This is a genomic window from Mesorhizobium sp. M7A.F.Ca.MR.148.00.0.0, from assembly GCF_003997735.1.
GTDB lineage: Bacteria > Pseudomonadota > Alphaproteobacteria > Rhizobiales > Rhizobiaceae > Mesorhizobium.
Genome location: NZ_RZTB01000014.1, coordinates 32,217 through 54,680 on the forward strand (window position 1 = coordinate 32,217; position 22,464 = coordinate 54,680).

The 22,464-nt window shown below is 63.1% G+C and carries 19 protein-coding genes and 1 riboswitch; of the genes, 11 read left to right on the forward strand and 8 right to left on the reverse strand.

Translation table 11 applies throughout. The features are described from left to right. Nucleotides 1-112: 112 nt before the first annotated feature. A complete protein-coding gene (locus tag EOB49_RS07960; protein WP_127380667.1) occupies nucleotides 113-940 on the reverse strand; it encodes a hypothetical protein in 828 nt (275 codons plus the stop codon). A gap of 367 nt (nucleotides 941-1,307) precedes the next feature. Here EOB49_RS07960 and glmM point away from each other — a divergent pair, with 367 nt between their 5' ends. The 5 genes from glmM (at nucleotide 1,308) to serA (ending at nucleotide 7,789) form a co-directional block, all read left to right on the forward strand. Beyond that, nucleotides 1,308-2,660, forward strand: coding sequence for a phosphoglucosamine mutase (gene glmM, locus EOB49_RS07965; RefSeq protein WP_127267139.1), 1,353 nt, complete (start codon nucleotides 1,308-1,310; stop codon nucleotides 2,658-2,660). A 271-nt stretch (nucleotides 2,661-2,931) separates the two neighbouring features. Continuing rightward, nucleotides 2,932-3,768, forward strand: coding sequence for an outer membrane protein (locus tag EOB49_RS07970; RefSeq protein ID WP_127322289.1), 837 nt, complete (start codon nucleotides 2,932-2,934; stop codon nucleotides 3,766-3,768). A 206-nt stretch (nucleotides 3,769-3,974) separates the two neighbouring features. Next, the gene (locus tag EOB49_RS07975; protein WP_127380668.1) at nucleotides 3,975-4,739 is read left to right on the forward strand and encodes an outer membrane protein; all 765 of its coding nucleotides are present in this window, start codon (nucleotides 3,975-3,977) and stop codon (nucleotides 4,737-4,739) included. 205 nt (nucleotides 4,740-4,944) lie between these two features. Next, nucleotides 4,945-6,120, forward strand: a complete 1,176-nt coding sequence (locus tag EOB49_RS07980; protein ID WP_127380669.1) for a phosphoserine transaminase — start codon at nucleotides 4,945-4,947, stop codon at nucleotides 6,118-6,120. A 67-nt stretch (nucleotides 6,121-6,187) separates the two neighbouring features. Further along, a complete protein-coding gene (gene serA, locus EOB49_RS07985; RefSeq protein WP_127380670.1) occupies nucleotides 6,188-7,789 on the forward strand; it encodes a phosphoglycerate dehydrogenase in 1,602 nt (533 codons plus the stop codon). 56 nt (nucleotides 7,790-7,845) lie between these two features. Here the strand turns inward: serA and EOB49_RS07990 are convergent, their stop codons facing one another. Then, nucleotides 7,846-8,310 (reverse strand): DUF2231 domain-containing protein, encoded by a 465-nt coding sequence (locus tag EOB49_RS07990; RefSeq protein ID WP_127327665.1) that lies wholly within the window; start codon nucleotides 8,308-8,310, stop codon nucleotides 7,846-7,848. A gap of 151 nt (nucleotides 8,311-8,461) precedes the next feature. After that, on the reverse strand, nucleotides 8,462-9,367 hold the full coding sequence (locus EOB49_RS07995) for a DMT family transporter (RefSeq protein ID WP_127380671.1): 906 nt from the start codon (nucleotides 9,365-9,367) through the stop codon (nucleotides 8,462-8,464). A gap of 208 nt (nucleotides 9,368-9,575) precedes the next feature. On the opposite strand from EOB49_RS07995, the gene EOB49_RS08000 reads away from it, so the two are divergent. Together EOB49_RS08000 and EOB49_RS08005 are read left to right on the forward strand one after the other, a co-directional pair. Then, nucleotides 9,576-10,874 carry an adenylosuccinate synthase gene (locus EOB49_RS08000; protein ID WP_127267133.1) on the forward strand — a complete coding sequence of 433 codons (1,299 nt, stop codon included), beginning with the start codon at nucleotides 9,576-9,578 and terminating at the stop codon, nucleotides 10,872-10,874. 75 nt (nucleotides 10,875-10,949) lie between these two features. Beyond that, nucleotides 10,950-12,575: a hypothetical protein gene (locus EOB49_RS08005; protein ID WP_127380672.1), complete on the forward strand. Its 1,626-nt coding sequence runs from the start codon at nucleotides 10,950-10,952 to the stop codon at nucleotides 12,573-12,575. 11 nt (nucleotides 12,576-12,586) lie between these two features. Here EOB49_RS08005 and EOB49_RS08010 read toward each other — a convergent pair whose 3' ends face one another. From EOB49_RS08010 to EOB49_RS08025, 4 genes are read right to left on the reverse strand one after another with little or no spacing between them, the layout of a single operon-like run. Beyond that, nucleotides 12,587-12,886, reverse strand: a complete 300-nt coding sequence (locus EOB49_RS08010) for a CcdB family protein (RefSeq protein ID WP_127327637.1) — start codon at nucleotides 12,884-12,886, stop codon at nucleotides 12,587-12,589. After that, nucleotides 12,886-13,128, reverse strand: a complete 243-nt coding sequence (locus tag EOB49_RS08015; RefSeq protein ID WP_127270148.1) for a type II toxin-antitoxin system CcdA family antitoxin — start codon at nucleotides 13,126-13,128, stop codon at nucleotides 12,886-12,888. The genes EOB49_RS08010 and EOB49_RS08015 overlap by 1 nt, the downstream gene beginning before the upstream one ends. 58 nt (nucleotides 13,129-13,186) lie before the next feature. After that, on the reverse strand, nucleotides 13,187-15,007 hold the full coding sequence (locus EOB49_RS08020) for an ABC-F family ATP-binding cassette domain-containing protein (RefSeq protein ID WP_127380673.1): 1,821 nt from the start codon (nucleotides 15,005-15,007) through the stop codon (nucleotides 13,187-13,189). A gap of 1 nt (nucleotide 15,008) precedes the next feature. After that, nucleotides 15,009-15,653: a thiamine diphosphokinase gene (locus EOB49_RS08025; protein WP_127380674.1), complete on the reverse strand. Its 645-nt coding sequence runs from the start codon at nucleotides 15,651-15,653 to the stop codon at nucleotides 15,009-15,011. Between the two features lie 87 nt (nucleotides 15,654-15,740). After that, a riboswitch (TPP riboswitch) is annotated at nucleotides 15,741-15,855 on the forward strand. Nucleotides 15,856-15,898: 43 nt separating this feature from the next. On the opposite strand from EOB49_RS08025, the gene thiB reads away from it, so the two are divergent. From thiB to EOB49_RS08050, 4 genes are all read left to right on the forward strand, one after another. After that, on the forward strand, nucleotides 15,899-16,897 hold the full coding sequence (gene thiB / locus EOB49_RS08030) for a thiamine ABC transporter substrate binding subunit (protein ID WP_127380675.1): 999 nt from the start codon (nucleotides 15,899-15,901) through the stop codon (nucleotides 16,895-16,897). A 251-nt stretch (nucleotides 16,898-17,148) separates the two neighbouring features. Further along, nucleotides 17,149-18,774: a thiamine/thiamine pyrophosphate ABC transporter permease gene (gene thiP, locus EOB49_RS08040; protein WP_127380676.1), complete on the forward strand. Its 1,626-nt coding sequence runs from the start codon at nucleotides 17,149-17,151 to the stop codon at nucleotides 18,772-18,774. Further along, a complete protein-coding gene (thiQ, locus tag EOB49_RS08045) occupies nucleotides 18,767-19,549 on the forward strand; it encodes a thiamine ABC transporter ATP-binding protein (protein WP_127380677.1) in 783 nt (260 codons plus the stop codon). Before thiP ends, thiQ begins: the two co-directional genes overlap by 8 nt. A gap of 257 nt (nucleotides 19,550-19,806) precedes the next feature. After that, nucleotides 19,807-21,276 carry a M48 family metalloprotease gene (locus EOB49_RS08050; protein ID WP_127267258.1) on the forward strand — a complete coding sequence of 490 codons (1,470 nt, stop codon included), beginning with the start codon at nucleotides 19,807-19,809 and terminating at the stop codon, nucleotides 21,274-21,276. Between the two features lie 24 nt (nucleotides 21,277-21,300). On the opposite strand, the gene EOB49_RS08055 is transcribed toward EOB49_RS08050, so the two are convergent. Next, a complete protein-coding gene (locus tag EOB49_RS08055) occupies nucleotides 21,301-22,164 on the reverse strand; it encodes an RNA polymerase factor sigma-32 (protein WP_023814301.1) in 864 nt (287 codons plus the stop codon). Between the last annotated feature and the right edge of the window lie 300 nt (nucleotides 22,165-22,464).

A 22,464-nucleotide genomic window follows, 5' to 3' on the forward strand; every position in this document is an offset into this window, starting at 1 on the left:
GCAGCCCGGCGACATGCAGATGCGAGCAAGGCAGTGTGCGTCTTCGCGCAACAACAAAGGCCCGCGCATCTTGCGATGCGCGGGCCTTTGTTTGGAGACTATGGCTAAGCGATCAGCCCTTCAGCTTGGCGTTGCACAGGCTGTAGAAGCCGCCGCCCTTCTGGATCCACTTCAGGCCGCCGAGCGCGTTGGCGTCCTTGAGGACATAGTACTGGTCGAGGCAGGTGTGCATGCGGCCCTTTCCGGGGGTCTCGCTGGCATATTTCGCCGAGATCGCGGACGGGAACTTGACGCCCTTGGGCGCAGCCGTCGTCGGCTTCGCCGGCTCCTTGGTGTAGCTGGCCTCGTCGGCGGCCGGCACCGTGTCGTCATCCGATGCGCCGGCGCCGCATTCGGTCTTGCGGAAGTCGTTCCACTTCATGCCCTTCAGCGTGTTGGCCGTCTTGGCGGCCTGATACTTGGTGCTGCATTCGGCCATGCTCAGACCCTTGCCGTCGGCGGGGGCCGCGGCAGCCTTGGTGGTTGCCGGCTTGGCGGCGGCAGCGGCGGATGCACCGGCGGCGCATTCGGACTTGCGGAAGTCGTTCCACTTCATGCCGTTCAGCGTGCCGGCAGCCTTCGCCGCCTGGTATTTGGTGCTGCATTCCTTCGCCGTCAGGCCCTTGGCCGTGCTGTCGTCCGCAGCGGCGGCAGCCTTGGCCGGCTTCGTCTCGGCAGCCTTCGTGGTATCGGCCGGCTTGGCGTCGGTCGTCGCGGCGGCGTCGGTGCCGCACTGAGCCTTGCGGAACTGGTTCCAGGTCGCGCCGGCGAGTGTCCCCGCATCCTTGGCGGCGTTGTATTTCGTGCTGCACTCGGCCATCGTCAGTGCGTTGGCTGGCGCGGCCAGGAACAAGGTCGCGACGGCGAGGCCGGTCAAAGTGGCAAGTCGGTGGATGAGCATAGCGTTTCTCCGTTGCAGCAGCCCATGATACGTCCCTGCAGATCAATATCGCTCAACGGGCGGTTGCGCCAGATGCTAAGTGGCGTATATATCGCCGAAAACCGGTTTCTCCCGATAAGGTGATGAAATCGTTGTCCGTTGTCTGGTTCAGAGCAGGATTTTCCTGGTGCATCCGCGCTGAAAGGCTCGCATGACTTGTATATTGCAACATGGCAGTCTGGGCATGTCAGGTTGCGGCCACGTGTGTGCAGTGCACAACAATGGTTTTCTAAGGATTGGTAACGTACAATCACACAATGTGATCATAGCGCCCTGGCCAATTGTGGCATGACGTGCCGGGGAAGAAACTTCGAGGAAGCTGACTAGCATGGCAGGGAATTATTTCGGCACGGACGGCATTCGCGGACGCGCCAACAAGTTTCCGATGACGGCTGAAATCGCTATGCGGGTCGGCATGGCCGCCGGCCTTTCCTTCCAGCGCGGCAGCCATCGACATCGTGTCGTGCTCGGCAAGGACACCAGGCTTTCCGGCTATATGATCGAGAATGCCATGGTCGCCGGTCTTTGTGCCGCCGGCATGGACGTGTTCCTGCTCGGCCCGATCCCGACGCCGGCTGTCGCCATGCTGGTGCGTTCGCTGCGCGCCGATATCGGCGTCATGATCTCGGCCTCGCACAACCCCTATTACGACAACGGCATCAAGCTGTTCGGACCCGACGGCTACAAGCTCTCCGACGAAATCGAGGAGCGCATCGAGAGCATGCTCGACAAGGATATCGAACTGGCGCTCGCCGATTCCGACGGGCTTGGCCGCGCCAAGCGCGTCGACGGGGTGCATGACCGCTACATCGAATTCGCCAAGCGCACCTTGCCGCGCTCGATGTCGCTCGCTGGCTTGAGGATCGTTGTCGATTGCGCCAATGGCGCGGCCTACAAGGTGGCGCCCGAGGCGCTGTGGGAACTGGGCGCCGAAGTCGTCGCCATCAATGTCGAGCCCAACGGCTTCAACATCAACAAGGAATGCGGCTCGACCCATCCGGCCGGCCTGCAAAAGAAGGTGCACGAAGTGCGCGCCGACATCGGCATCGCGCTCGACGGCGACGCCGATCGCGTCGTCATCGTCGATGAAAACGGCGCGATCGTCGATGGTGACCAGATCATGGCGCTGATCGCCGAATCCTGGCACCAGAGCGGGCGGCTTGCCGGCGGCGGCGTCGTTTCGACGGTGATGTCCAATCTCGGCCTCGAGCGCTTCCTCGGCGACATGAAGCTGCAATTGCACCGCACCAAGGTTGGCGACCGTTATGTCGTCGAGCATATGCGTGCCCATGGCTTGAATGTCGGCGGCGAACAGTCGGGTCATATCGTGCTGTCCGACTTTTCGACGACCGGCGACGGCCTGGTCTCGGCGCTGCAGGTGCTCGCCTGCATCAAGCGGCAGGGGCGGCCGGTCAGCGAACTGTCGAAGAAATTCGAACCCGTGCCGCAACTCCTGAAGAACGTCCACATTTCCGGCGGCAAGCCGCTTGAGGAGGCGCCGGTCAAGGCCGCCATCGAAGACGCCCGCAACCGCCTCGGCAAGACCGGACGGCTGGTTATCCGGCCATCAGGGACAGAGCCGCTGATCCGCGTGATGGCCGAAGGCGACGACCCGCAACTGGTCGAGTCCGTGGTCAATGGCATAGTGGACATCATCTCGGAAACGCGCAGCGCCGCTTGATCCCAGCGCGTCCAGCAGGACGTGGATCTGACAACCAGGCGCGCCGCGCTCCCTTAACCGGTCCAAGGCCCGCCCCTCGGCGGGCTTTTTCTTGTCAGCCGCCACTTTGTTCGGTGTCCGTAAATCTCGCGCCTATCCCTAGAAGTTTCGAGATTCGTGGTTAAGCAACAGGGTTAAACGCCTTTTAACCTTTGCAATTCATTATCCACGACTGAAAGCCAATCGCATTTCGGGCGGGTTCGCCGTTCCGAGCTTCTCAGGGGTGACAAGCATGTTCAAGACAGCAAGAAAGGCCCTGCTCGCCTTCCTGTTCGCAGGGTTGGCAGGGCCGTTGTTCGCGGCCGATCTGCCGGAACCGATGGTTGAAGAGGCTCCGCCTCAGGCCATCTACGAGCAGCCGGTCGAGGTCGGCGGCTGGTATATCCGCGGCGATATCGATTATCACAAGTCGACCGTGCGCGGCATCGACTATATGACCTACACCGTCGATCCCTGTAACTGTACGGTCACGCCCGGCACCAGAAGTTTCGATTTCGGCAAGCTCAAGGGCGGTTTCTCGCTCGGTGCCGGCGTTGGTTACAAGATCAACGACCACTTCCGGACCGACCTGACGGCCGACTATTGGTTCAAGTCGAACTTCAACGGCGGCACCTCGGACATCAACGGTACTTCGACCGAAGTATCGAAGATGAGCGCCTTGCTGTTGCTTGCCAACGCCTATGTCGATCTCGGCACCTACCATGGCATCACGCCTTACGTTGGCGCCGGCATCGGCGGCGCCCGCGTCAAGTGGGATGATGTCTACGACCCGAACACCACCGAGTTCAATCCCGGCAGATCAAGCTGGCGTTTCGCCTACGGTCTGATGGCCGGCGCTTCGTACTGCCTGACCGACAAGATCATTCTCGATGCCGGCTACCGCTTCTCCCATATCCAGGGGGGCCGCATGTTCGACTGGAACATCACCAGCTCCGGTCCCGGCTTCGATCGTGGCATCAACACACATGAAGTGCGCGGTGGCCTGCGTTACCAGTTCGGTGGCAACAATGGTTGCGCCGCGCCGGTCGTTGCCTACCAGCCCGAACCCGAGCCGATCTACACCAAGTAACAGCATCGACATTACTTGCATTCTTCACAAACCGCCCGGCCTCAGCCGGGCGGTTTTTCGTTGGGCCGCCTGGAATCGACAGGGGAAATGAATTCGCTAACGCTCTGTTAGCCTTAACCGGCACTTAACCACTATGGTTAACAATGCTCCTTGAAACGATGGCTGACGCTGCGATTGCGGGCTGCCAAATTCGGGAGTCAGGGACCATGAAACTTACATCGCGTATGGCGCTGGCGCTCGGTGCACTGGCCTTCCTGCCGCTGACGCCGGTGCACGCGGCCGACTACCATCCGCCGATCTATGTCGACCAGGCGCCCGACTACGTCCCGGTCGAGGTCGGTTCCGGCTGGTATCTGCGCGGCGACGTCTCCTATCTGGCGCAGAAGAGCTTCGACAATCATGATTTCGCCACCGAAACCGCAGCCTTCAGCGACAAGGAAGATCCGATCTTTGCCAGCATCGGCTTCGGCTACCATTTCAACGACTATCTGCGCGCCGACCTCAATCTCGGCTATCTGCCCGGCAACGAGATCGGCGTCGGCTATGACGATTCAGCGACTGCCGCAGAGCCGACCGTGGCGTCGGCATCCCTTAAGAACTACGCCTTGTCGGGCATACTCAACGGCTATGTCGATCTTGGCACCTATGTCGGCATCACACCCTATCTCGGCGCCGGTATCGGCATCGTCCGCAGCAAGCGCACCCTGTCGGCAAGCTATTTCACCGACAATGGCGACGACACGGACGATTTTGCTGTAAGTGACAGCAAGACCCAGTACTCGCTGGCCTACACGCTGAATGCGGGCCTCGCCTATCAGGTATCGAAGAACGTTTCCGTCGACCTGGGCTATCAGTATTTCTCCGCCCCGGACGCCGAATATGTAGCCGCCGAGAGCCTAGATTCCTATCCGATCCGCAAGGGGATCAGCAATCATCAGGTCAAGCTTGGGCTGCGCTACGATCTTTGGTAGTAGGTACGGCATGCACGAAAACGCAGACGGCGGATCTTTCGGGGTCCGCCGTTTGCGTTTGAAGTCACGACATCCTGATCAGGGATCGCCGGTATCCCGGCAGCGACAAAAACTTTCCTCTTGACGCCCGAAGTCTGAACGCATATCGCCGTCCGTGGGCCACCCCTCCCCAACGAGGGGCCACTATCTGGAAGGATAGACCACGATGACGACGCATACGAAGCCCGGACTCCGTCCGGCAAATCCCAATTTTTCCTCAGGTCCCTGTGCAAAACGTCCCGGCTGGTCGGTCGAGGCGCTGAACAATGCCGCGCTCGGCCGTTCCCATCGCGCCAAGATCGGCAAGACCAAGCTCGAACAGGCGATCGAGCTGACGCGGGGAATTCTCCAGGTCCCGGCGGGTTACCGCATCGGCATCGTGCCGGCGTCGGACACCGGCGCGGTCGAGATGGCGCTGTGGTCGCTGCTTGGCGAGCGCGGCGTCGACATGGTCGCCTGGGAGAGCTTTGGCTCCGGCTGGGTCACCGACGTGGTCAAGCAGTTGAAGCTCGCCGACGTGCGCAAGATCGAAGCCGGCTACGGCGAACTGCCTGATCTCACCAAGATCGATTTCGACCGCGATGTGGTCTTCACCTGGAACGGCACCACGTCGGGCGTGCGCGTGCCGAACGGCGATTTCATTCCCGCGGACCGCAAGGGCCTGACCGTCTGCGATGCGACTTCCGCCGCATTCGCGCAGAGGCTCGACTTCGAAAAGCTCGATGTCGTCACGTTCTCCTGGCAGAAGGTGCTGGGCGGCGAGGGCGCTCACGGCATGCTGATCCTGTCGCCTCGCGCCGTCGAGCGGCTGGAGACCTACAAGCCTTCATGGCCGCTGCCGAAAATCTTCCGCCTGACCTCGGGCGGCAAGCTGATCGAAGGCATCTTCAAGGGCGAGACCATCAACACCCCCTCGATGCTGTGCGTCGAGGATTACCTCGATGCGCTCAACTGGGCGAAGTCGACCGGCGGCCTCGACGCGCTGATCGCCAGGGCGGATGCCAATGCGGCCGTCCTCGATCGCTTTGTCGGCAAATCCTCCTGGCTCGGTCATCTCGCCGTCCAGCCGGCGACACGGTCGAACACGTCCGTCTGCCTGTCCTTCACCGATCCGGACGTGTCCGCGCTCGACGCCGAGGGGCAGGCGGCTTTCGCCAAGGGGCTGGTGTCGATGCTCGACAAGGAAGGCGTCGCCTACGATATCGGTGCCTATCGCGACGCACCGCCCGGCCTGCGCATCTGGTGCGGCGCGACGGTCGAGACGTCGGATCTCGAGGCGCTGCTGCCCTGGCTCGACTGGGCCTTCGCCGCGCAGAAGGCGTCGCTCAAAGCGGCGGCCTGAGATCATTCGCGGCGGCCTTCGGGTCGCCCATTCCCATCAGGATCAAATCCATTTCAAGGAGGCCGCCATGGCGCCCCGCGTTCTCGTCTCAGACAAACTCTCCCCCACCGCCGTGCAGATATTCAAGGATCGTGGCGTCGAGGTCGACTATCTGCCCGATCTCGGCAAGGACAAGGAAAAGCTCGCCGAAGTGATCGGCCAGTATGATGGCCTCGCCATCCGCTCGGCGACCAAGGTCACCGAAAAACTGATCAACGCCGCTACCAATCTCAAAGTCATCGGCCGTGCCGGCATCGGCGTCGACAATGTCGATATCCCGGCGGCAAGCCGCAAGGGCATCATCGTGATGAACACGCCGTTCGGCAATTCGATCACGACAGCCGAACATGCGGTGGCAATGATCTTCGCGCTTGCCCGCCAGATACCGGAAGCCAACGCTTCGACCCATGCCGGCAAATGGGAAAAGAACCGATTCATGGGCGTCGAGATCACCGGCAAGACGCTGGGCGTCATCGGCTGTGGCAACATCGGTTCGATCGTCGCGACGCGCGGCGTTGGCCTCAAGATGCACGTCATCGCCTTCGATCCGTTCCTGTCGGACAGCCGTGCCGAGGAGCTTGGCGTCGACAAGGTCGAACTCGACGAACTGTTCGCTCGCGCCGATTTCATCACCCTGCACACGCCGCTGACCGACAAGACGCGCAACATCATCGATGCCGCGGCGATCGCCAAGATGAAGAAGGGCGTGCGCATCATCAATTGCGCACGCGGCGGGCTGGTCGTCGAGGCCGACCTGATCGCGGCGCTGAAGAGCGGCAAGGTGGCCGGCGCCGGCGTCGACGTCTTCGAGGTCGAACCGGCCGAGAACAACGAACTGTTCGGCATGGAGAATGTGGTGGCGACGCCGCATCTCGGCGCCTCTACGACGGAGGCCCAGGAGAATGTCGCGCTGCAGGTTGCCGAGCAGATGGCCGACTATCTGATCAAGGGCGCCGTCTCCAACGCCATCAACATGCCGTCGATCACCGCCGAGGAAGCACCGCGGCTGAAGCCCTTCGTCAAGCTTGCCGAAGTGCTCGGCGCCTTCGTCGGCCAGGTCACCGAGGATCCGATCAAGGAGGTCGAGATCCTGTTCGACGGCTCCACCGCAACGATGAATACGCGCGCGCTGATCAGCGCCGCACTCGCCGGGCTGATCCGGCCTCAGGTCTCCGACGTCAACATGGTGTCGGCGCCGATCATGGTGAAGGAGCGCGGCATCATCGTCGCCGAGGTCAAGCGCGACAAATCGGGCGTGTTCGACGGCTACATCAAGCTTACGGTGAAGACCGAGCACATGACGCGCTCGATCGCCGGCACATGCTTCTCGGATGGCAAGCCACGCTTCATCCAGATCAAGGGCATCAACCTCGATGCCGAGGTCGGCCAGCACATGCTCTACACCACCAATGCGGACGCGCCTGGCATCATCGGCCTGCTCGGCACCGTCTGCGGCGAGAACGGCGTCAACATCGCCAACTTCCAGCTCGGCCGCAACCGGCCGGGCGGCGATGCCATAGCGCTGCTCTATCTCGACGCGCCGTTCCCGGAGGCCGTGCTGGAAAAGGTCAAGGCGCATAAGTCGATCGACTCGGCCAAGCGGCTGCAGTTCGACGTCAACGCGATGTGATCGAGGGCAGGCGGTTGCCGACCCCCTCGCTGATGCCGGCCGCCGCGGCGGCCGGTTCAGGTCAACTCGTCCGAGCCATCGGAGACAGCCACGCGATGTCGGTAGACCAGTTCCCAGCCCTTCCAGCCCGTAAACAGCAGGATGAGAACCACGATCATCGATAGGACGATGCCGGTTGGCATCACGGCCGCCGCTCCGCCGGCATACCGCGAGTACCAGTTGTAAAGCTCGATCAACACGACGAGTACATTGCCGCCGGCATGGAGCCATGCCGTCGTGAGATTGCGGATCTGAACATCGCCGAGAACATCCGTCAGGCCAGCAAGCGCAGCCAGAGCTGCCATGATCAGGCCTGCGCCGAGAAGCCAAAGCGACCCGGTGACCCATCCGGGATCGGCTGTTCGCCAGAAGATAAGATCGCAAACGAAGGTGCCGACAAAAAAGGCAATCGGAAACGGAATCAGCATGGGATGGATAGGGTGACCGGCAATGCTTGCCGTGCTGCGAGGGTTGGGGCTCATCATGTCGCCTCCCTGCCGTTCAAACTCCGCTGGAGGTGAAATGTTCCAAGTGGGGACGCGGCAGGGTTTATGCCGCTGTTTCCGGGCCATTGGCTAAATCCATGCTGTTCGCGTGAATCGCTGCAACGGGGAGAGCGTCAGCCGCCACATGTCATCCGCGGTGGTCCGCCACCGCCATCTTGCGCCCGCTGTATTCGGCAAGCCCGATGCCGCCCAGCACGAGCACCAAAGCCAGTGCCTGATAGACGTGGAACGTCTCGCCGACGATCAGCACCGACAGCAGCGTGCCGAAGATCGGCACCAGATTGATGAACAGGCCGGCGCGGTTGGCGCCGATCAGTTCGTTGCCTCTGATGTAAAAGATCTGCGAAACGACCGATGCGCCGATCGCCGTATAGACGATGACGGTCCAGCCGCGCGCATCGGGCATGATGACCTTGCCGGCGACGACCTCCCACAGGAAGAACGGCAGCGAAGTGACGAGTGCCGCAACCGACAGGGCCAGCATCAGGCTTTGCCAATGCATCACCGGTTTCAACCGCAGTCCGACCGAATAGCCGCTGTAGAGAAACACGGCGACCAGCATGATGGCGTCGCCGAAATTGAGTTCCAGCGTCAACAGCCGGCGCGGGTCGCCATGGCAGGCGGTGAGGATCACGCCGGCGATAGTCAGCACGACGCCGACAATCTGCGCCCAGTTCACGCGCAGGCGGAAGAAGACGAAATTGGCAGTCATGATCAGGATCGGCATCGCCGCCTGTTCGATCGAGACATTGATCGCTGTCGTGTAGTTGAGCGCCGTGTAGAAGATGGTGTTGAACAGGGTGAAGCCGCTGGCGCCGAGGGCGACCAGCACGAACCAGTGCTTGCGGACGACCGGCCAGTCCTTCTGGATGGTCTTCCAGCCGATGGGCAGCATGATCGCCACGGCCAGCACCCAGCGCAGAAAGACCAGCGTCATCGGCGAGACGTGATCGACCGCCAGCTTGCCGGCCACCGAATTTCCACCCCAGAGCAAGGTGGTGAGCAGCAGGAATATGTAGGCGCTTCGATGCATCGCGGGATTCCAGTCGCCGGAGCTGCGGTGTTTGCCGGCCTATTGCCCTCGCTCGCCCAAGTAAATGATGTCAAAGCCGAAAATTGTTGTGCCTCAGGGCATTTCCGACGGCAAAGAAAGGTCGCGCTCGCGAGGTCTTGACGTTATAGAGGCCTGTCGTTTCGAACCATATTCAAGCCGCTTGGCGGCGTCTCAAGGGAAAAGAAACATGGCCAATGTGGTGGTCGTCGGCTCGCAGTGGGGTGACGAAGGCAAGGGCAAGATCGTCGACTGGCTGTCGGAGCGGGCCGATGTCGTGGTGCGTTTCCAGGGCGGCCACAATGCCGGCCATACGCTGGTCGTCGACGGCAAGGTTTACAAGCTGTCGTTGCTTCCGTCGGGCGTCGTGCGCCAGGGCAAGCTGTCCATCATCGGCAATGGCGTCGTGTTCGACCCGCATGCTTTCGTCGCCGAGGTGGCCAAGCTCAAGGCGCAAGGTGTCGAAGTCGCACCGGATCGCCTGAAAATAGCCGAAAACACAGCGCTTATCCTGTCCCTGCATCGGGAGCTGGACGGATTCCGTGAGGACGCCGCATCCAATTCCGGGACGAAGATTGGCACGACCCGTCGTGGCATCGGCCCCGCCTACGAGGACAAGGTGGGCCGGCGCGCGGTCAGGGTGATGGACTTGGCGGATTTGGAAACACTGCCCGTGAAGGTCGACAGGCTGCTGACGCACCACAATGCGCTGCGTCGGGGGCTTGGCCATGCGGAAGTCACGCATGACGCGATCATGCAGGAATTGACCTCGGTCGCCGACGACATCCTGCCCTATATGGACCGGGTCTGGAAGATCCTCGACGACAAGCGCCGGGCTGGCGAGCGTATCCTGTTCGAGGGCGCGCAGGGCACGCTGCTTGACATAGACCACGGCACCTATCCGTTCGTGACCTCGTCGAACACGGTTGCCGGACAGGCAGCCGCCGGCTCCGGCGTCGGCCCAGGCGCCATCGGCTATGTGCTCGGCATCACCAAAGCCTATACGACACGCGTCGGCGAGGGTCCGTTCCCGACCGAGCAGAAGAACGAGGTCGGCGAATTCCTCGGCACGCGCGGCCATGAATTCGGCGTCGTCACCGGCCGCAAGCGCCGCTGCGGCTGGTTCGACGCGGTGCTGGTACGCCAGGCCGTCGCTGTCAACGGCATCAAGGGCATCGCGCTGACCAAGCTCGACGTGCTTGACGGGCTGGACGAGATCAAGGTCTGCACGGGTTATCGTCTCGACGGCGAGATGATCGATTATCTGCCGGCCAGCCAGGGCGCGCAGGCACGTGTCGAACCGGTCTACGAGACGCTCGAGGGCTGGAAAGGCACCACTGCCGGCGCGCGCAGCTGGAACGATCTGCCGGCCCAGGCCGTCAAGTATGTCCGCTACATCGAGGAGCTGATCGGCGCCCCGGTAGCACTCCTTTCCACCAGCCCGGAACGGGACGACACGATACTTGTGACCGATCCGTTTCAAGACTAGTTTCTGAAGCCTTTCCGGGCATCGCGGCCGATTTGCGGGGGCCGGCGCGGAAACAAAATACAGGTCGACTGAAGCATGGCAGATTACGTTGCTATTCTGAAAAAGGCGCTCGGCAAGCATGGCGACGAGACGCCGGAAAAGCGTACGCGCATCTATGCCAGCGTTCGCACCATGCTGGCGAAGAAGCTTGAGGAATATTCGCCGCCGCCGGCCGCCGAAGCCATAGCCACGCAGATGCGTTCGCTGGAAGACGCGATCGCGAGTGTCGAGCGGGACTATGCCAAGAGCCTGCCGGAGACCGATCCGCTGGCGGAGCTGGAACACATCTTTTCGTCGATCGATCGCAACAAGAATCAGCCGAGCCATACACGGCAGCCGGCCAAGGCTGAATCGGCCTGGCCCGCACCGCCCGCTGCAAAGCCTGAATCTTATCAGCCCGCGCCACCACCTGCCGCCAAGGTCGAGCCGAGCTGGCAAAGGGCGACGCCGGCGCCTTCCCAGCCGGCTCGCGCCGAAACGCCTCTTCCAGGTATGGATGCCGACGAGGCGGAGGACGAGGCAGATGTCTTTTCCAGCGACGAAGAGCCGGTGTCGGACACCTTCCAGCGCCTGCGTCCAGCCGAGCGCAAGCGCAGCTATGGTGGGCTGATCGCGGCCGTCGTCGCTCTTCTGGTCGTAGCCGGCGGTGGCTACGGAATCTGGCTGAACAAGGATGCCTTTGGCAAAATGCTTGGGCTCGGCGGCAATCAGGTCGTCAAGACCGAGCCGGTGAAACCAGCGCCTGCCAAGCCGGCAACCGATGCCGCGGCAACGCCTCCGGCGCCCGCGGCTGGCGGCACGGAGGCCGAAAGCACGAAATTCACGCAGCGGCTGACGCCGCAGGGCAGTGAAGTCGACCCGGGTCCGGCCGGTGGCCAAAGCGGCATCGGCGAAGGCGAATCGGTCGCCGCGCTGACCACGCCGCCCTCGGCGGCGAACGCACCGGCGATTTCCTCTCCGGCCGCAGGCACACCTGCCGCGGCAGCGCCCCCCGCTACAGGTGCCGCCCCCGCAACGCCGCCTGCCAACGGAGCTGCCCCGGCAGCGCCGCCCGATGCTGCCGGCAGGCCGCCCGCACCGGCAGCTGCGCCTGCGGAAACCGCTCTGCCTGTCGGCCAGAAGGCGATCTTCTACGAGGAGCGCACCAGCACCGCCCAGGGCTCCGCCGAGCCCGGCAATATCGTCTGGTCGCTGGTGCAGGAATCGCCCGGTGGCGACCTGCCGCCGGAGCCGGCGATCCGTGCCGAGGCCACCATTCCCGGCAAGGACATCCAGTTGCGCATGACCATCCGCCGCAACACCGATCAGACACTGCCGGCCAGCCATATCATCGAGATGATCTTCCTGACGCCCGACGGTTTCGAGGGCGGCGGTGTCGACAACATCCTGCGCGTCGCCATGAAGGGTTCGGAACAGGATGCCGGCAGCCCGTTGATCGGCATTCCGGCGAAGATCGCCGACGGCTTCTTCCTCGTCGCGCTCAACGATACCAAGGCCGACGAAGACGCCAACATGACCCTGCTTCGCGGCCAGGACTGGATCGACGTACCGGTCGTCTACAAGACCGGACGGCGGGCACTGCTGACCATGGAAAAGGGCATTCCCGGCGAGAAGGTGTTCGACGAGGCGATCAAGGCCTGGCAGGCCAAGACGGCTGGCTGAGAAGGAGCAGTTCAGAAGCCTTGGAACAGCATGTCGAGCGCGGAGACAATCTCGTCATGGTGCCTGGAAAGGCTTCCCTCTGGATCCGGCAATTCCGAGGCAGAGAAGGCTGACATAAACTGGGTGACCATCACATGATCTTTGCCATTTATGGCGAAGGTCGGGTTTAATCGGCGACCAGGAACCGGGGCTATCTTGGGCGGCATCAGCGGAATGATGATCCTGGTGCTTAGTCCTTCAAGAAGGTCTGATTGCACGTCGAGAAGATAACCGCCGCCCGCGGCATTCCTATAGAAATCATAACGCGCCATCAGAACGGCCGGTGTTTGGCCAGTGGTAGTCCGTTGCGTCTGACATACTCATTGGAGCTGTCGATGGCTTCCTTATTTTCTTCCTGCCATCGGCGCGTTTTTTCTGCCGAGATTGCTTTTGCAATGCCCTCTTCGGCGGCGCGTGAGATATTGATGCCCAAAGCTTTCGCATCACTGATCAACCGAGAGTCGATGGACGTATTCACAGATTGTCGCTGAGGTTTTGACGTCGATTGAAGCATAAAGATCGCCTCTTTTTATGCGCATAATCTAGGCGCATAAAAGCCCCCACGCAATCCTTCACCCTTCCATTTCCTCGCGCAACATCTCCAGTTCCAGCCATTCTTCCTCAAGCGCCGCCAGCGTCGCGCGCTCCTTGTCGAGGGCGGCGATGGTTTTCTGGAAGGAGGCCGGGTCGCGCTCGTAATAGGCCGGATCGGCGATGTTGTTCTCCAGTCTTGAGATCGAAGCCGTCACAGCCTCGATTTTCTTGGGCAGCGATTCCAGCGCGAATTTCTGCTTGAACGACAGTTTCTTCGCTGGCCCCTTTGGCGCGGCCGCTTCACTCTTGGCCGTCACTGGCGCTTCGCCGTTTTCGGCCTTCGCGCGCGCCTTGCGGTCGTCCAGCCTGGTGCCGCCGCGCTGCGCCAGCATGTCGGAGTAGCCGCCGGCATATTCGATCCAGCGGCCGTCACCATCCGGTGCAATCAGGCTGGTCACGGTGCGGTCGAGGAAATCGCGGTCGTGGCTGACCAGGATGACGGTGCCGGCAAAGCCAGCGACCAGTTCCTGCAGCAGTTCCAGCGTCTCCATATCGAGATCGTTGGTCGGCTCGTCGAGCACCAGAAGGTTTGCCGGCCGCGCCAGCACGCGCGCCAGCAAGAGCCGTGCCCGCTCGCCGCCGGACAATTCGCGCACCGGGGTGCGTGCCTGCTCCGGCTTGAACAGGAAATCCTTCATGTAGGAGACGACGTGGCGCTGCTCGCCATTGATGACGAGGTTCTCGCCGCGCCCGTCGGTGAGATATTGCGCCAGCGTCTCCTGCGGGTCGACCGCCTCGCGCTTTTGGTCGAGCGTGGCGATCTCCAGATTGGTGCCGAGCCGCACCGAACCGGCGTCCGGCTTCATCTCGCCGGTCAGCATCTTCAAGAGCGTCGTCTTGCCGGCGCCGTTCGGCCCGACCAGGCCGACGCGATCACCGCGCTGGATGCGGGTCGAAAACCCCTTGACCACGGTGAGATCGCCAAAGCTCTTCTCGATGTTCTTCGCCTCGATCACCAGCTTGCCGGACTCGGCGGCGTCGCTCGCCACCATGGTCGCCGACCCTTCGGCACCCCGATGGCCGCGAAAACGCTGGCGCATGGTCTGCAACTCGCCGAGCCGGCGCATGTTTCGCTTGCGCCTCGCCGTCACGCCGTAGCGCAGCCAATGCTCTTCGCGAACGATCTGGCGGCCGAGTTTATGCTGCTCGCGCTCTTCTTCCTCCAGGACCAGGTCGCGCCATTCCTCGAAATGGCCAAAGCCCTTGTCCAGCCTGCGGGTCTGGCCGCGATCGAGCCAGATGGTGGCGCGCGACACACGTTCGAGAAAGCGGCGGTCGTGCGAGATGACGATCAGTGCCGAGGAGGTGCGGATGAGTTCTTCTTCCAGCCATTCGATGACCGAGAGGTCGAGATGGTTGGTCGGCTCATCGAGCAGCAGGATGTCTGGCTCCGGCGCCATGACGCGGGCAAGGGCAGCACGCCTCGCCTCGCCGCCCGACAGATCGTTCGGACGTTCCTCACCCGACAGTCCGAGATGCTCCATCAGATAGCTGGCGCGGTAGGGATCGTCGGCAGGGCCAAGCCCGGCCTCGACATAGGCGCGGACAGTGGCAAAGCCCTCCATGTCGGGCATCTGCGGCAAATAGCGGACAGTTGCCGAAGGCTGGCGGAACACCTCACCGTCCTGCGGCTCGATCAGGCCGGCGGCGATCTTCAGCAGGGTCGACTTGCCCGACCCGTTGCGGCCGACCAGTGCGATCTTGTCGCCGGCCGAAGCCGTCAAGGCGGCGCCATCGAGCAGCGGCGTGCCGCCGAAGGTCAGTTTTATCCCGTCGAGGTTGAGAAGGGGCGGGGCCATGTCAGCTTTCAGGTAAGGGATAGGGATGAGCGAGCAGCATCGCGCGGCCATGGCCGAGCGCGATTTCGAGGCGGCCCTTGACCTCGTTGGAAATGGTCAGCGACGAACCGAAGGCCACCTTGACGTGGTTCAGCGGCCATTTGGCGCCGGTGACGGTCAACCCGGCAAGCTCGGAAAAGCCGAGCACCGAAAACAGCGTGCCGTCGGCATAGTCGAAGCCGGCCATTCCGCGCAGCAGGGGAATGCCTTCCTGGGCGCCGCTGGTCAGGAGCACATCGGTCCCTGCTTCGGCCAGGCGCAAGGCAAGCGCCAGATGCAGGAAAGCGTGGTCGGCGCGCTTGCCGCCGAAAGCACCGGCGAGCACCAGCCGGGTCGCGCCGCGCTCGAGTGCTGCGGCGATGGCCAGTTCGCCATCGGTCTGATCCTTTTCCGCCGGGAAGGTCCGGCGCGGCACGGAAGCGAGATCGTCCGGCAGGTTCGCCGGCACGGAATCGAAATCACCCACCCACAGCTCCGGCACGAGGCCCAGCAACTGCGCATGGCCTATGCCGGCGTCGGCGGCGATGACGCGGGAGCCTTCGGCCTGGCGGTCGAGCCGTGGCGTGCGGATGAGATCGCCGCCAAGCAGGATGGTGAATGTGCTCATATCGTGTGGCCCTTACCAGCCCGGCACGGGAAACGGAAGGCGGCAAACTCCCACTTGCGTGGCGGATCGGCCCGGCCTATGTGTCGAAACGCTCTAACGGGGTGCCGGACGCGATCTTCGCGGACCGGCTGAGAGGCAGTCTCGCCAACCCGCTGAACCTGATCCGGTTTGTACCGGCGGAGGGATTAGACGTTTCGGACAGTCCGACGCCTCAATTCCTTTCAATTCGAACGAAGGAGGCGCCGATGCGCACGCTTTTATACGCTCTTGTTTCAGCAACGGTCGTGGCCTTGTCCGGACCGGCCTTGGCCAAGGACAAGCTCACCGTCTACACCTATGAGAGTTTTACCGCCGACTGGGGTCCGGGTCCCGTGGTGAAGAAGGCGTTCGAGGCCGAATGCGGCTGCGATGTCGAGTTCGTCTCGGTCGCCGACGGCGTCGCGCTGCTCAACCGCGTCAGATTGGAAGGCGCATCGACGAAGGCCGATATCGTGCTTGGCCTCGACACCAATCTCACCGCCGATGCCAAGGCGTCAGGCTTGTTCGCGCCGCATGGCGGCGTAACTGATGTCAACGTGCCGGGTGGCTGGAGCGACGATACTTTTGTCCCCTTTGATTACGGCTATTTCGCTGTCGTTTACGACACCGAGAAGCTGACGAACCCGCCGAAAAGCCTGAAAGAGCTGGTCGAGGGCGGTGCCGACGACAAGATCGTCATCCAGGACCCGCGCACCTCGACGCCGGGTCTCGGCCTGCTTCTGTGGGTCAAGTCGGTTTATGGCGACAAGGCGCCGGAGGCCTGGGCCAAGCTCAAGCCGAAGGTGCTGACCGTGACGCCGGGCTGGAGCGAGGCCTATGGGCTGTTCACCAAGGGCGAGGCGCCGATGGTGCTGTCCTACACGACGTCGCCGGCCTATCACATGATCGCCGAGAACACCGGGCGCTACCAGGCGGCCTCCTTCGAGGAGGGCGAGTATCTGCAGATCGAGGTGGCGGGTATCACCACGACGGGAGCCAAGAATCCGCTGGCGGCCAAGTTTATGGCCTTCATGACCGGGCCTAAGTTCCAGGATGCCATTCCCGAGACCAACTGGATGTTCCCGGCCGGCAAGACCGACAAGCCGCTCAATCCGGCCTTTGATAAACTGGTCAAGCCGACCAAGACCTTGCTGTTCAGCCCGCAAGAGGTCGCTGCCAATCGCAAGGCCTGGGTCGATGAATGGCTTGCGGTGATGAGCAAGTAGGGCGCGAGCCGCGTCGCATGTTTGCGCCAAGCCGCCCCCCTCTGGCCTGCCGGCCATCTCCCCCTCAGGGGGGGATATCGGCAGCTTTATCGCCTCTCTTAGTCCTGCCACTCTTGAGAATAGCGAAGGCGGCTGAGTGCGCAATCTCCCCCCTTGAGGGGGAGATGTCCGGTAGGACAGAGGGGGGTGGGCTCGGCCTTCGCCAGATATTCCCCTCGATCAATACCCGTCGCAGGGTTGGATAGCGCGAGATGCGTACGCGCCATCCAGCCGATCCCCGCGTCAGCGCCGGCATTGTCGCGCTTGCCGCGATCGCGCTGCTGATCGGCGGCGCGTTTGCCGGCCTGCTTTTCGAGGGCGCCCATGATTTCTCGGGCGCCTGGGCAGCCTTCGATCCCTATCTGCTTCGCGTCATTCGCTTCACGCTCTGGCAAGCGGCGCTCTCGACGCTGCTTTCGGCCATCCCGGCGCTGTTCGTGGCGCGGGCTCTGTCGCGACATCCACGTTTCTTCGGCCGCGCCTTCATCCTGCAGATCTTCGCCGTGCCGTTGGCGCTGCCGGCTATTGTCGCAGCGCTCGGCATTCTGGCGCTTTATGGCCGTGCCGGCTATTTCGCCGGCGTGCTTGCCCTGATCGGCGGCGGAAGCTGGCCGGGTATCTATGGCCTGTCCGGCATCCTCGTCGCCCATGTCTTCTTCAACCTGCCGCTGGCGACGCGGCTGTTCCTCGAGGCGCTGCAGACCATACCGGCCGACCAATGGCGGTTGGCGAGCCAACTCGGCATGGCGGCGCGGCCGGCGTTCCGGCTGATCGAATGGCCAACGCTGCGCGCCGCACTGCCCGGCGTCGCCGGGCTTGTGTTCATGCTCTGCATCACATCCTTCACGATCGTGCTGACGCTCGGCGGCGGGCCGGCCGCGACGACGCTGGAGGTCGGCATCTACCAGGCGCTGCGCTTTGATTTCGATCCCGCGCGGGCCGTTACACTGACGCTGTTGCAGATTGCCCTGACCTTTATCGTTGTGCTGGCCCTGACGCGCCTGGGCGCCAATGTGGTCGGCGACACCAATTTGCCGGTCGCGCAACGTCGGTATCTCTCAGTCCATCGGAGCGAGACCTGGTTGAACGCGCTACTCATCATCCTGGCGCTGCTGTTCGTCGTTGGGCCGATGGCGGCAACGGTGATGACCGGGTTGGGTGCGGATCTCGGCCGGTTGGCCGGTGAGGCCACTGTCCGGCAGGCAACGCTGACCAGCGTGGTGCTGGCCTTCCTGTCGGCACTGCTCTCGGTGATGCTGTCGCTGGCGCTGACCATGGCGCGGCGGGCACTGGCGCTGAACCGCCGTGCCGGCGCAAAGACACTGCTCGAACACGCTGCCGATACAGGCGCCGGCTTTGTCCTTGTCGTGCCGCCGATCGTCGTCGGCGCCGGCTGGTTCCTGTTGCTGCGCCATGCCGGCGATGTCTTTGCCATCGCCCCGGTAATGGTCGTCACCGTCAACGCGGTGATGGCGATGCCATTCGCCCTGCGCGCCGTGCGTCCCGCCTATGATGCGGCGAGCGAGCGTCACGAACGGCTCTGCGCACAGCTCGGCATTGCGGGCTGGAACCGGCTGATGCTGGTCGACTGGCCGTCGCTGCGGCGCCCGCTCGCCACGGCCTTCGCTTTCGCCATGGCGCTGTCGCTGGGCGATCTCGGTGTCATTGCCCTGTTCGGCAGTGATTCCGTGCAGACATTGCCCTACCTTCTTCTGGCACGGATGGGCAGCTACCGCACCGAGGATGCTGCCGGCCTGGCACTGCTGCTCGGCCTCGTCTGTCTCGCGTTGATCGTGGCGGCGCACTGGCTGGGAAGGGAGAAGGTCCGCGATGCGTGAGAGGGCGGCCAGCAGGCTCGAGAAGGGCGCGCCGGTGCGGCTGGACAAGGTGTCGTTCAGTTATGGTGAGGTGCCACTTGTCTTCGACGTCGAGTTCGCCACGGCGAAGATCACCGCCATCATGGGTCCGAGCGGTTCGGGCAAGTCGACGCTGCTCAATCTGGTCGCCGGCTTCGAGCCCCCACAATCGGGCCGCGTGCTGATCGGCGGGGCCGATGTCAGCGCCGAGCCGGCCTCGGCGCGGCCGGTGTCGATGGTGTTCCAGGAGAACAATCTCTTCGCGCATCTTTCCGTCGAGCAGAATGTCGGGCTCGGCCGCTCGCCCTCCCTGGGGCTGACCGAGGCGGACCGCGCCGCGGTCGCCGAGGCGCTTGCGCGCACCGGTCTCGCGGGCAAGGAGAAACGCCTGCCGCGCGAGCTCTCCGGGGGCGAACGCCAGCGCGTCGCACTGGCCCGCGTGCTGGTGCGCGACCGACCGGTGTTGCTGCTCGACGAGCCCTTCGCTTCGCTCGGACCCGCTTTGCGCGACGAGATGCTGGATCTGGTTGCTGCCGTTCATGCCGAACGCGCCATGACGGTGCTATTTGTCACCCACCAGCCCGAGGATGCACGCCGCATCGGCGAGCACATGGTGTTTGTCGACAATGGGTTGGTGGCCGCAACCGGCAAGGCTGATGATTTCTTTACCGGGGCTGGTCCGGAGGCGTTCCGGCGCTATATCGGCGCGGGTGCTGGATATTCCACATCACGCGATGTTGCCCGGAAGCGGACATAATTTACGGTCAAACCGGCTCCAGGCGATGTGGCGTTTGCTTGCCATGACCGGGGGAGTGTGGCTAGGTCGCCCTACCGGTCCGGCACAGGCCGTGATTTGCCTGCAGTATCCGCCGCCCGCCCTAAGGGACGGGCAACGGATGCTGCAGCAGTTTGAGATAGCGCATGACACGTTCCGAAGATCGCCCCCGATTTTCGTGGTCATGCGCCGGGACCCGAAAGGAAGCCGTTCTGGCGATCGGCGCTAACACATTGGGAATGAAACCGCTGGCGCGTTTTCTAGCGCTGGCCGGTTTTGCCGTGGCGTTGGCAAGCTGCCAGATGTTCACGCCGCCGGAAGTTCAGGAATCCGGCTTCCAGCCTTCCGACAAGCCGATCACAGTGGACAATGTCGGCGCCAACAACAAGCTCGCCGAATTGGCCAAGGCGCAGCACCCGCGCATCCTGGCGACTTACGGCGGTGAATATTCCGACCCCAAGCTCGAGCGAATGGTCGCCAAGGTGGTCGGTAGTTTGACGGTGGTGTCCGCCAACCCGACACAGACCTATCGCATCACCATTCTAAATTCGCCCAACGTCAACGCATTCGCGCTGCCGGGCGGTTATCTCTACATCACCCGCGGCCTCCTGGCGCTGGCCAATGATTCGGCCGAGCTTGCCGCTGTCATCGCGCATGAGATGGGCCACGTCACCGCCAATCACGGCCTGCAGCGCCAACAGCTCGAGGCAGAGGAAGGCCTGGCGACCAAGGTGGTTTCCGATGTGCTCGGCGACAGCCCGACCGCCAAGGCGGCGTTGATCCGCGGCAAGCTGAGGCTGGCGCAATTTTCGCGCAACCAGGAGCTGGAAGCCGACGCCATCGGCATCAAGTCGATCGGCGAGGCCGGCTACGATCCTTTCGCCGCAGGCCGCTTCCTTCAATCGATGTCGGCCTATACCGATTTCCGCTCGATCAGCGGCGCCACCGACGCCAGCCTGGACTTCCTGGCCACGCACCCCAACACGCCGCAGCGCATCGATCTGGCGCAGCGCCATGCCCGCCAGTTCGGCGCGCCGGGCGTCGGCACGCGCGACCGCGATTCCTTCCTCGCCGGCATAGACGGCCTGCTCTATGGCGACACACCCGAGGAAGGCTATGTGCGCGGCGAAACCTTCCTGCACCCGGGCCTTGGCGTGTCGTTCACGGTGCCGGACGGCTTCATCATCGACAATTCGGCGGCAGCGGTGACGGCCACCGGCCCCGGCGACATAGCGATCCGTTTCGATGGCGTCTCCATCGACAAGAACCGGGCGCTGACGGACTATATCCGCAGCGGCTGGGTGGCTGGTCTCGTCGACAGTAGCGTCAAGCAGGAAACCATCAACGGCAATGAGGCGGCGACCGCGCATGCCGGCGCCGAAGGCTGGCAATTCGACATAGCGGTGATCCGCGCTGGCGGCCAAGTCTACCGGCTGCTGACCGCGGCCCCTTCCGCCAGCACGTCTCTGGACACGATCGCCCGTTCGGTAAGCGGCTCGTTCCGGATACTGAGTGCTGCCGAAAAGGCGGCGCTGAAGCCGCTGCACATCCGCGTCGTCACCGTCCAGCCTGGGCAGACGATGGGTTCACTTTCGGCGCAGATGGTCGGCGTCGACCGCAAGCTCGACCTGTTCCGCGTCCTCAACGCGCTGTCGCCCGGTGCCGCCGTTTCGGCCGGCGACAAGGTCAAGATCGTCACCGACAAGTAGGCGCCGCTGGACGCCTGCCGCCGTTCAGGCGGCAGTCGCCATGAACTCCGGATTCTGCTTCACCAATGCGACCTTGAGCTTTTCCATGGCGCGGGCCTCGATCTGGCGGACGCGTTCCTTGGAGATGCCGAGGGTTTCGCCGAGCGCTTCGAGTGTCGCGCCCTCGTCGTTCAGCCGCCGTTCCTCGATGATCCTAAGCTCCCGTGCGTTGAGCGCGCGAAGCGCCTCCCTCAGCCAGAGCGAGCGGCGCGCGACATCGATCTTGTCGCCGACGATCTCGTCGGGCAGCGGATCGTCCGAAATCAGGAAATCCATGCGCTCGGTCGAACCCGCATCGTCGGCAATAGGCATGTTGAGCGAGGAGTCGGGCGCCGAGAGCCGCGAATCCATCATCGCCACATCGGCTTCGGAGACGCCAAGCGCCTCCGACACTTCGCGATAGAGCGTGGCGTTGGAGAGCGGCTCCGTGCCATTCGCCAACCGCGCGCGCAGGCGTCGCAGGTTGAAGAACAGCGCCTTCTGGGCCGAGCTGGTGCCGCCACGCACGATAGACCAGTTGCGCAGGATATAGTCCTGCATCGAGGCGCGGATCCACCATGTCGCATAGGTCGAGAACCGCACCTCGCGCTCCGGCTCGAAGCGGGCGGCGGCCTCGAGCAATCCGACATGACCCTCCTGGACCAGATCGCCGAGCGGCAGGCCGTAATGGCGGAACTTGGAGGCCATGGAAATGACCAGCCGCATATGGGCGACGGTGATTGAGTGCAGCGCGTTCTGGTCGTTGTCCTCTTTCCAGAGCAATGCAAGCCGATGCTCTTCGTCACGCTCGAGGTAGGGAGCCTTCATTGCCGCGCGGACCATGATCCGTCCTGCCGTGTCTTCCATCATGAGGCGCTCCCTGGGTGGTGCGAATGACTTTGCAAAGTTGGCTGCCGCTCGGGTTGAAATGCCGGCGTCGTGCCCTAGAACAGCCAGAACTGCCATGCGCGGGAAAGGTTCCGCGACCGCAGCGGCGCGATTGTGTTGCCTGAAGGATTCTCAGGAGGTCCGAGATGGCTGCGATCACGAGTGAAAAAGCGCCGTTTAGAGAATATGGTTTCATAAACCCGCCGTTTTTGAAATGCTGTTCCTTATTTTTTCGGCTTGCATCTGTCAGTTTCCAGCGCTCACAAATATGCCGGCCAGCCG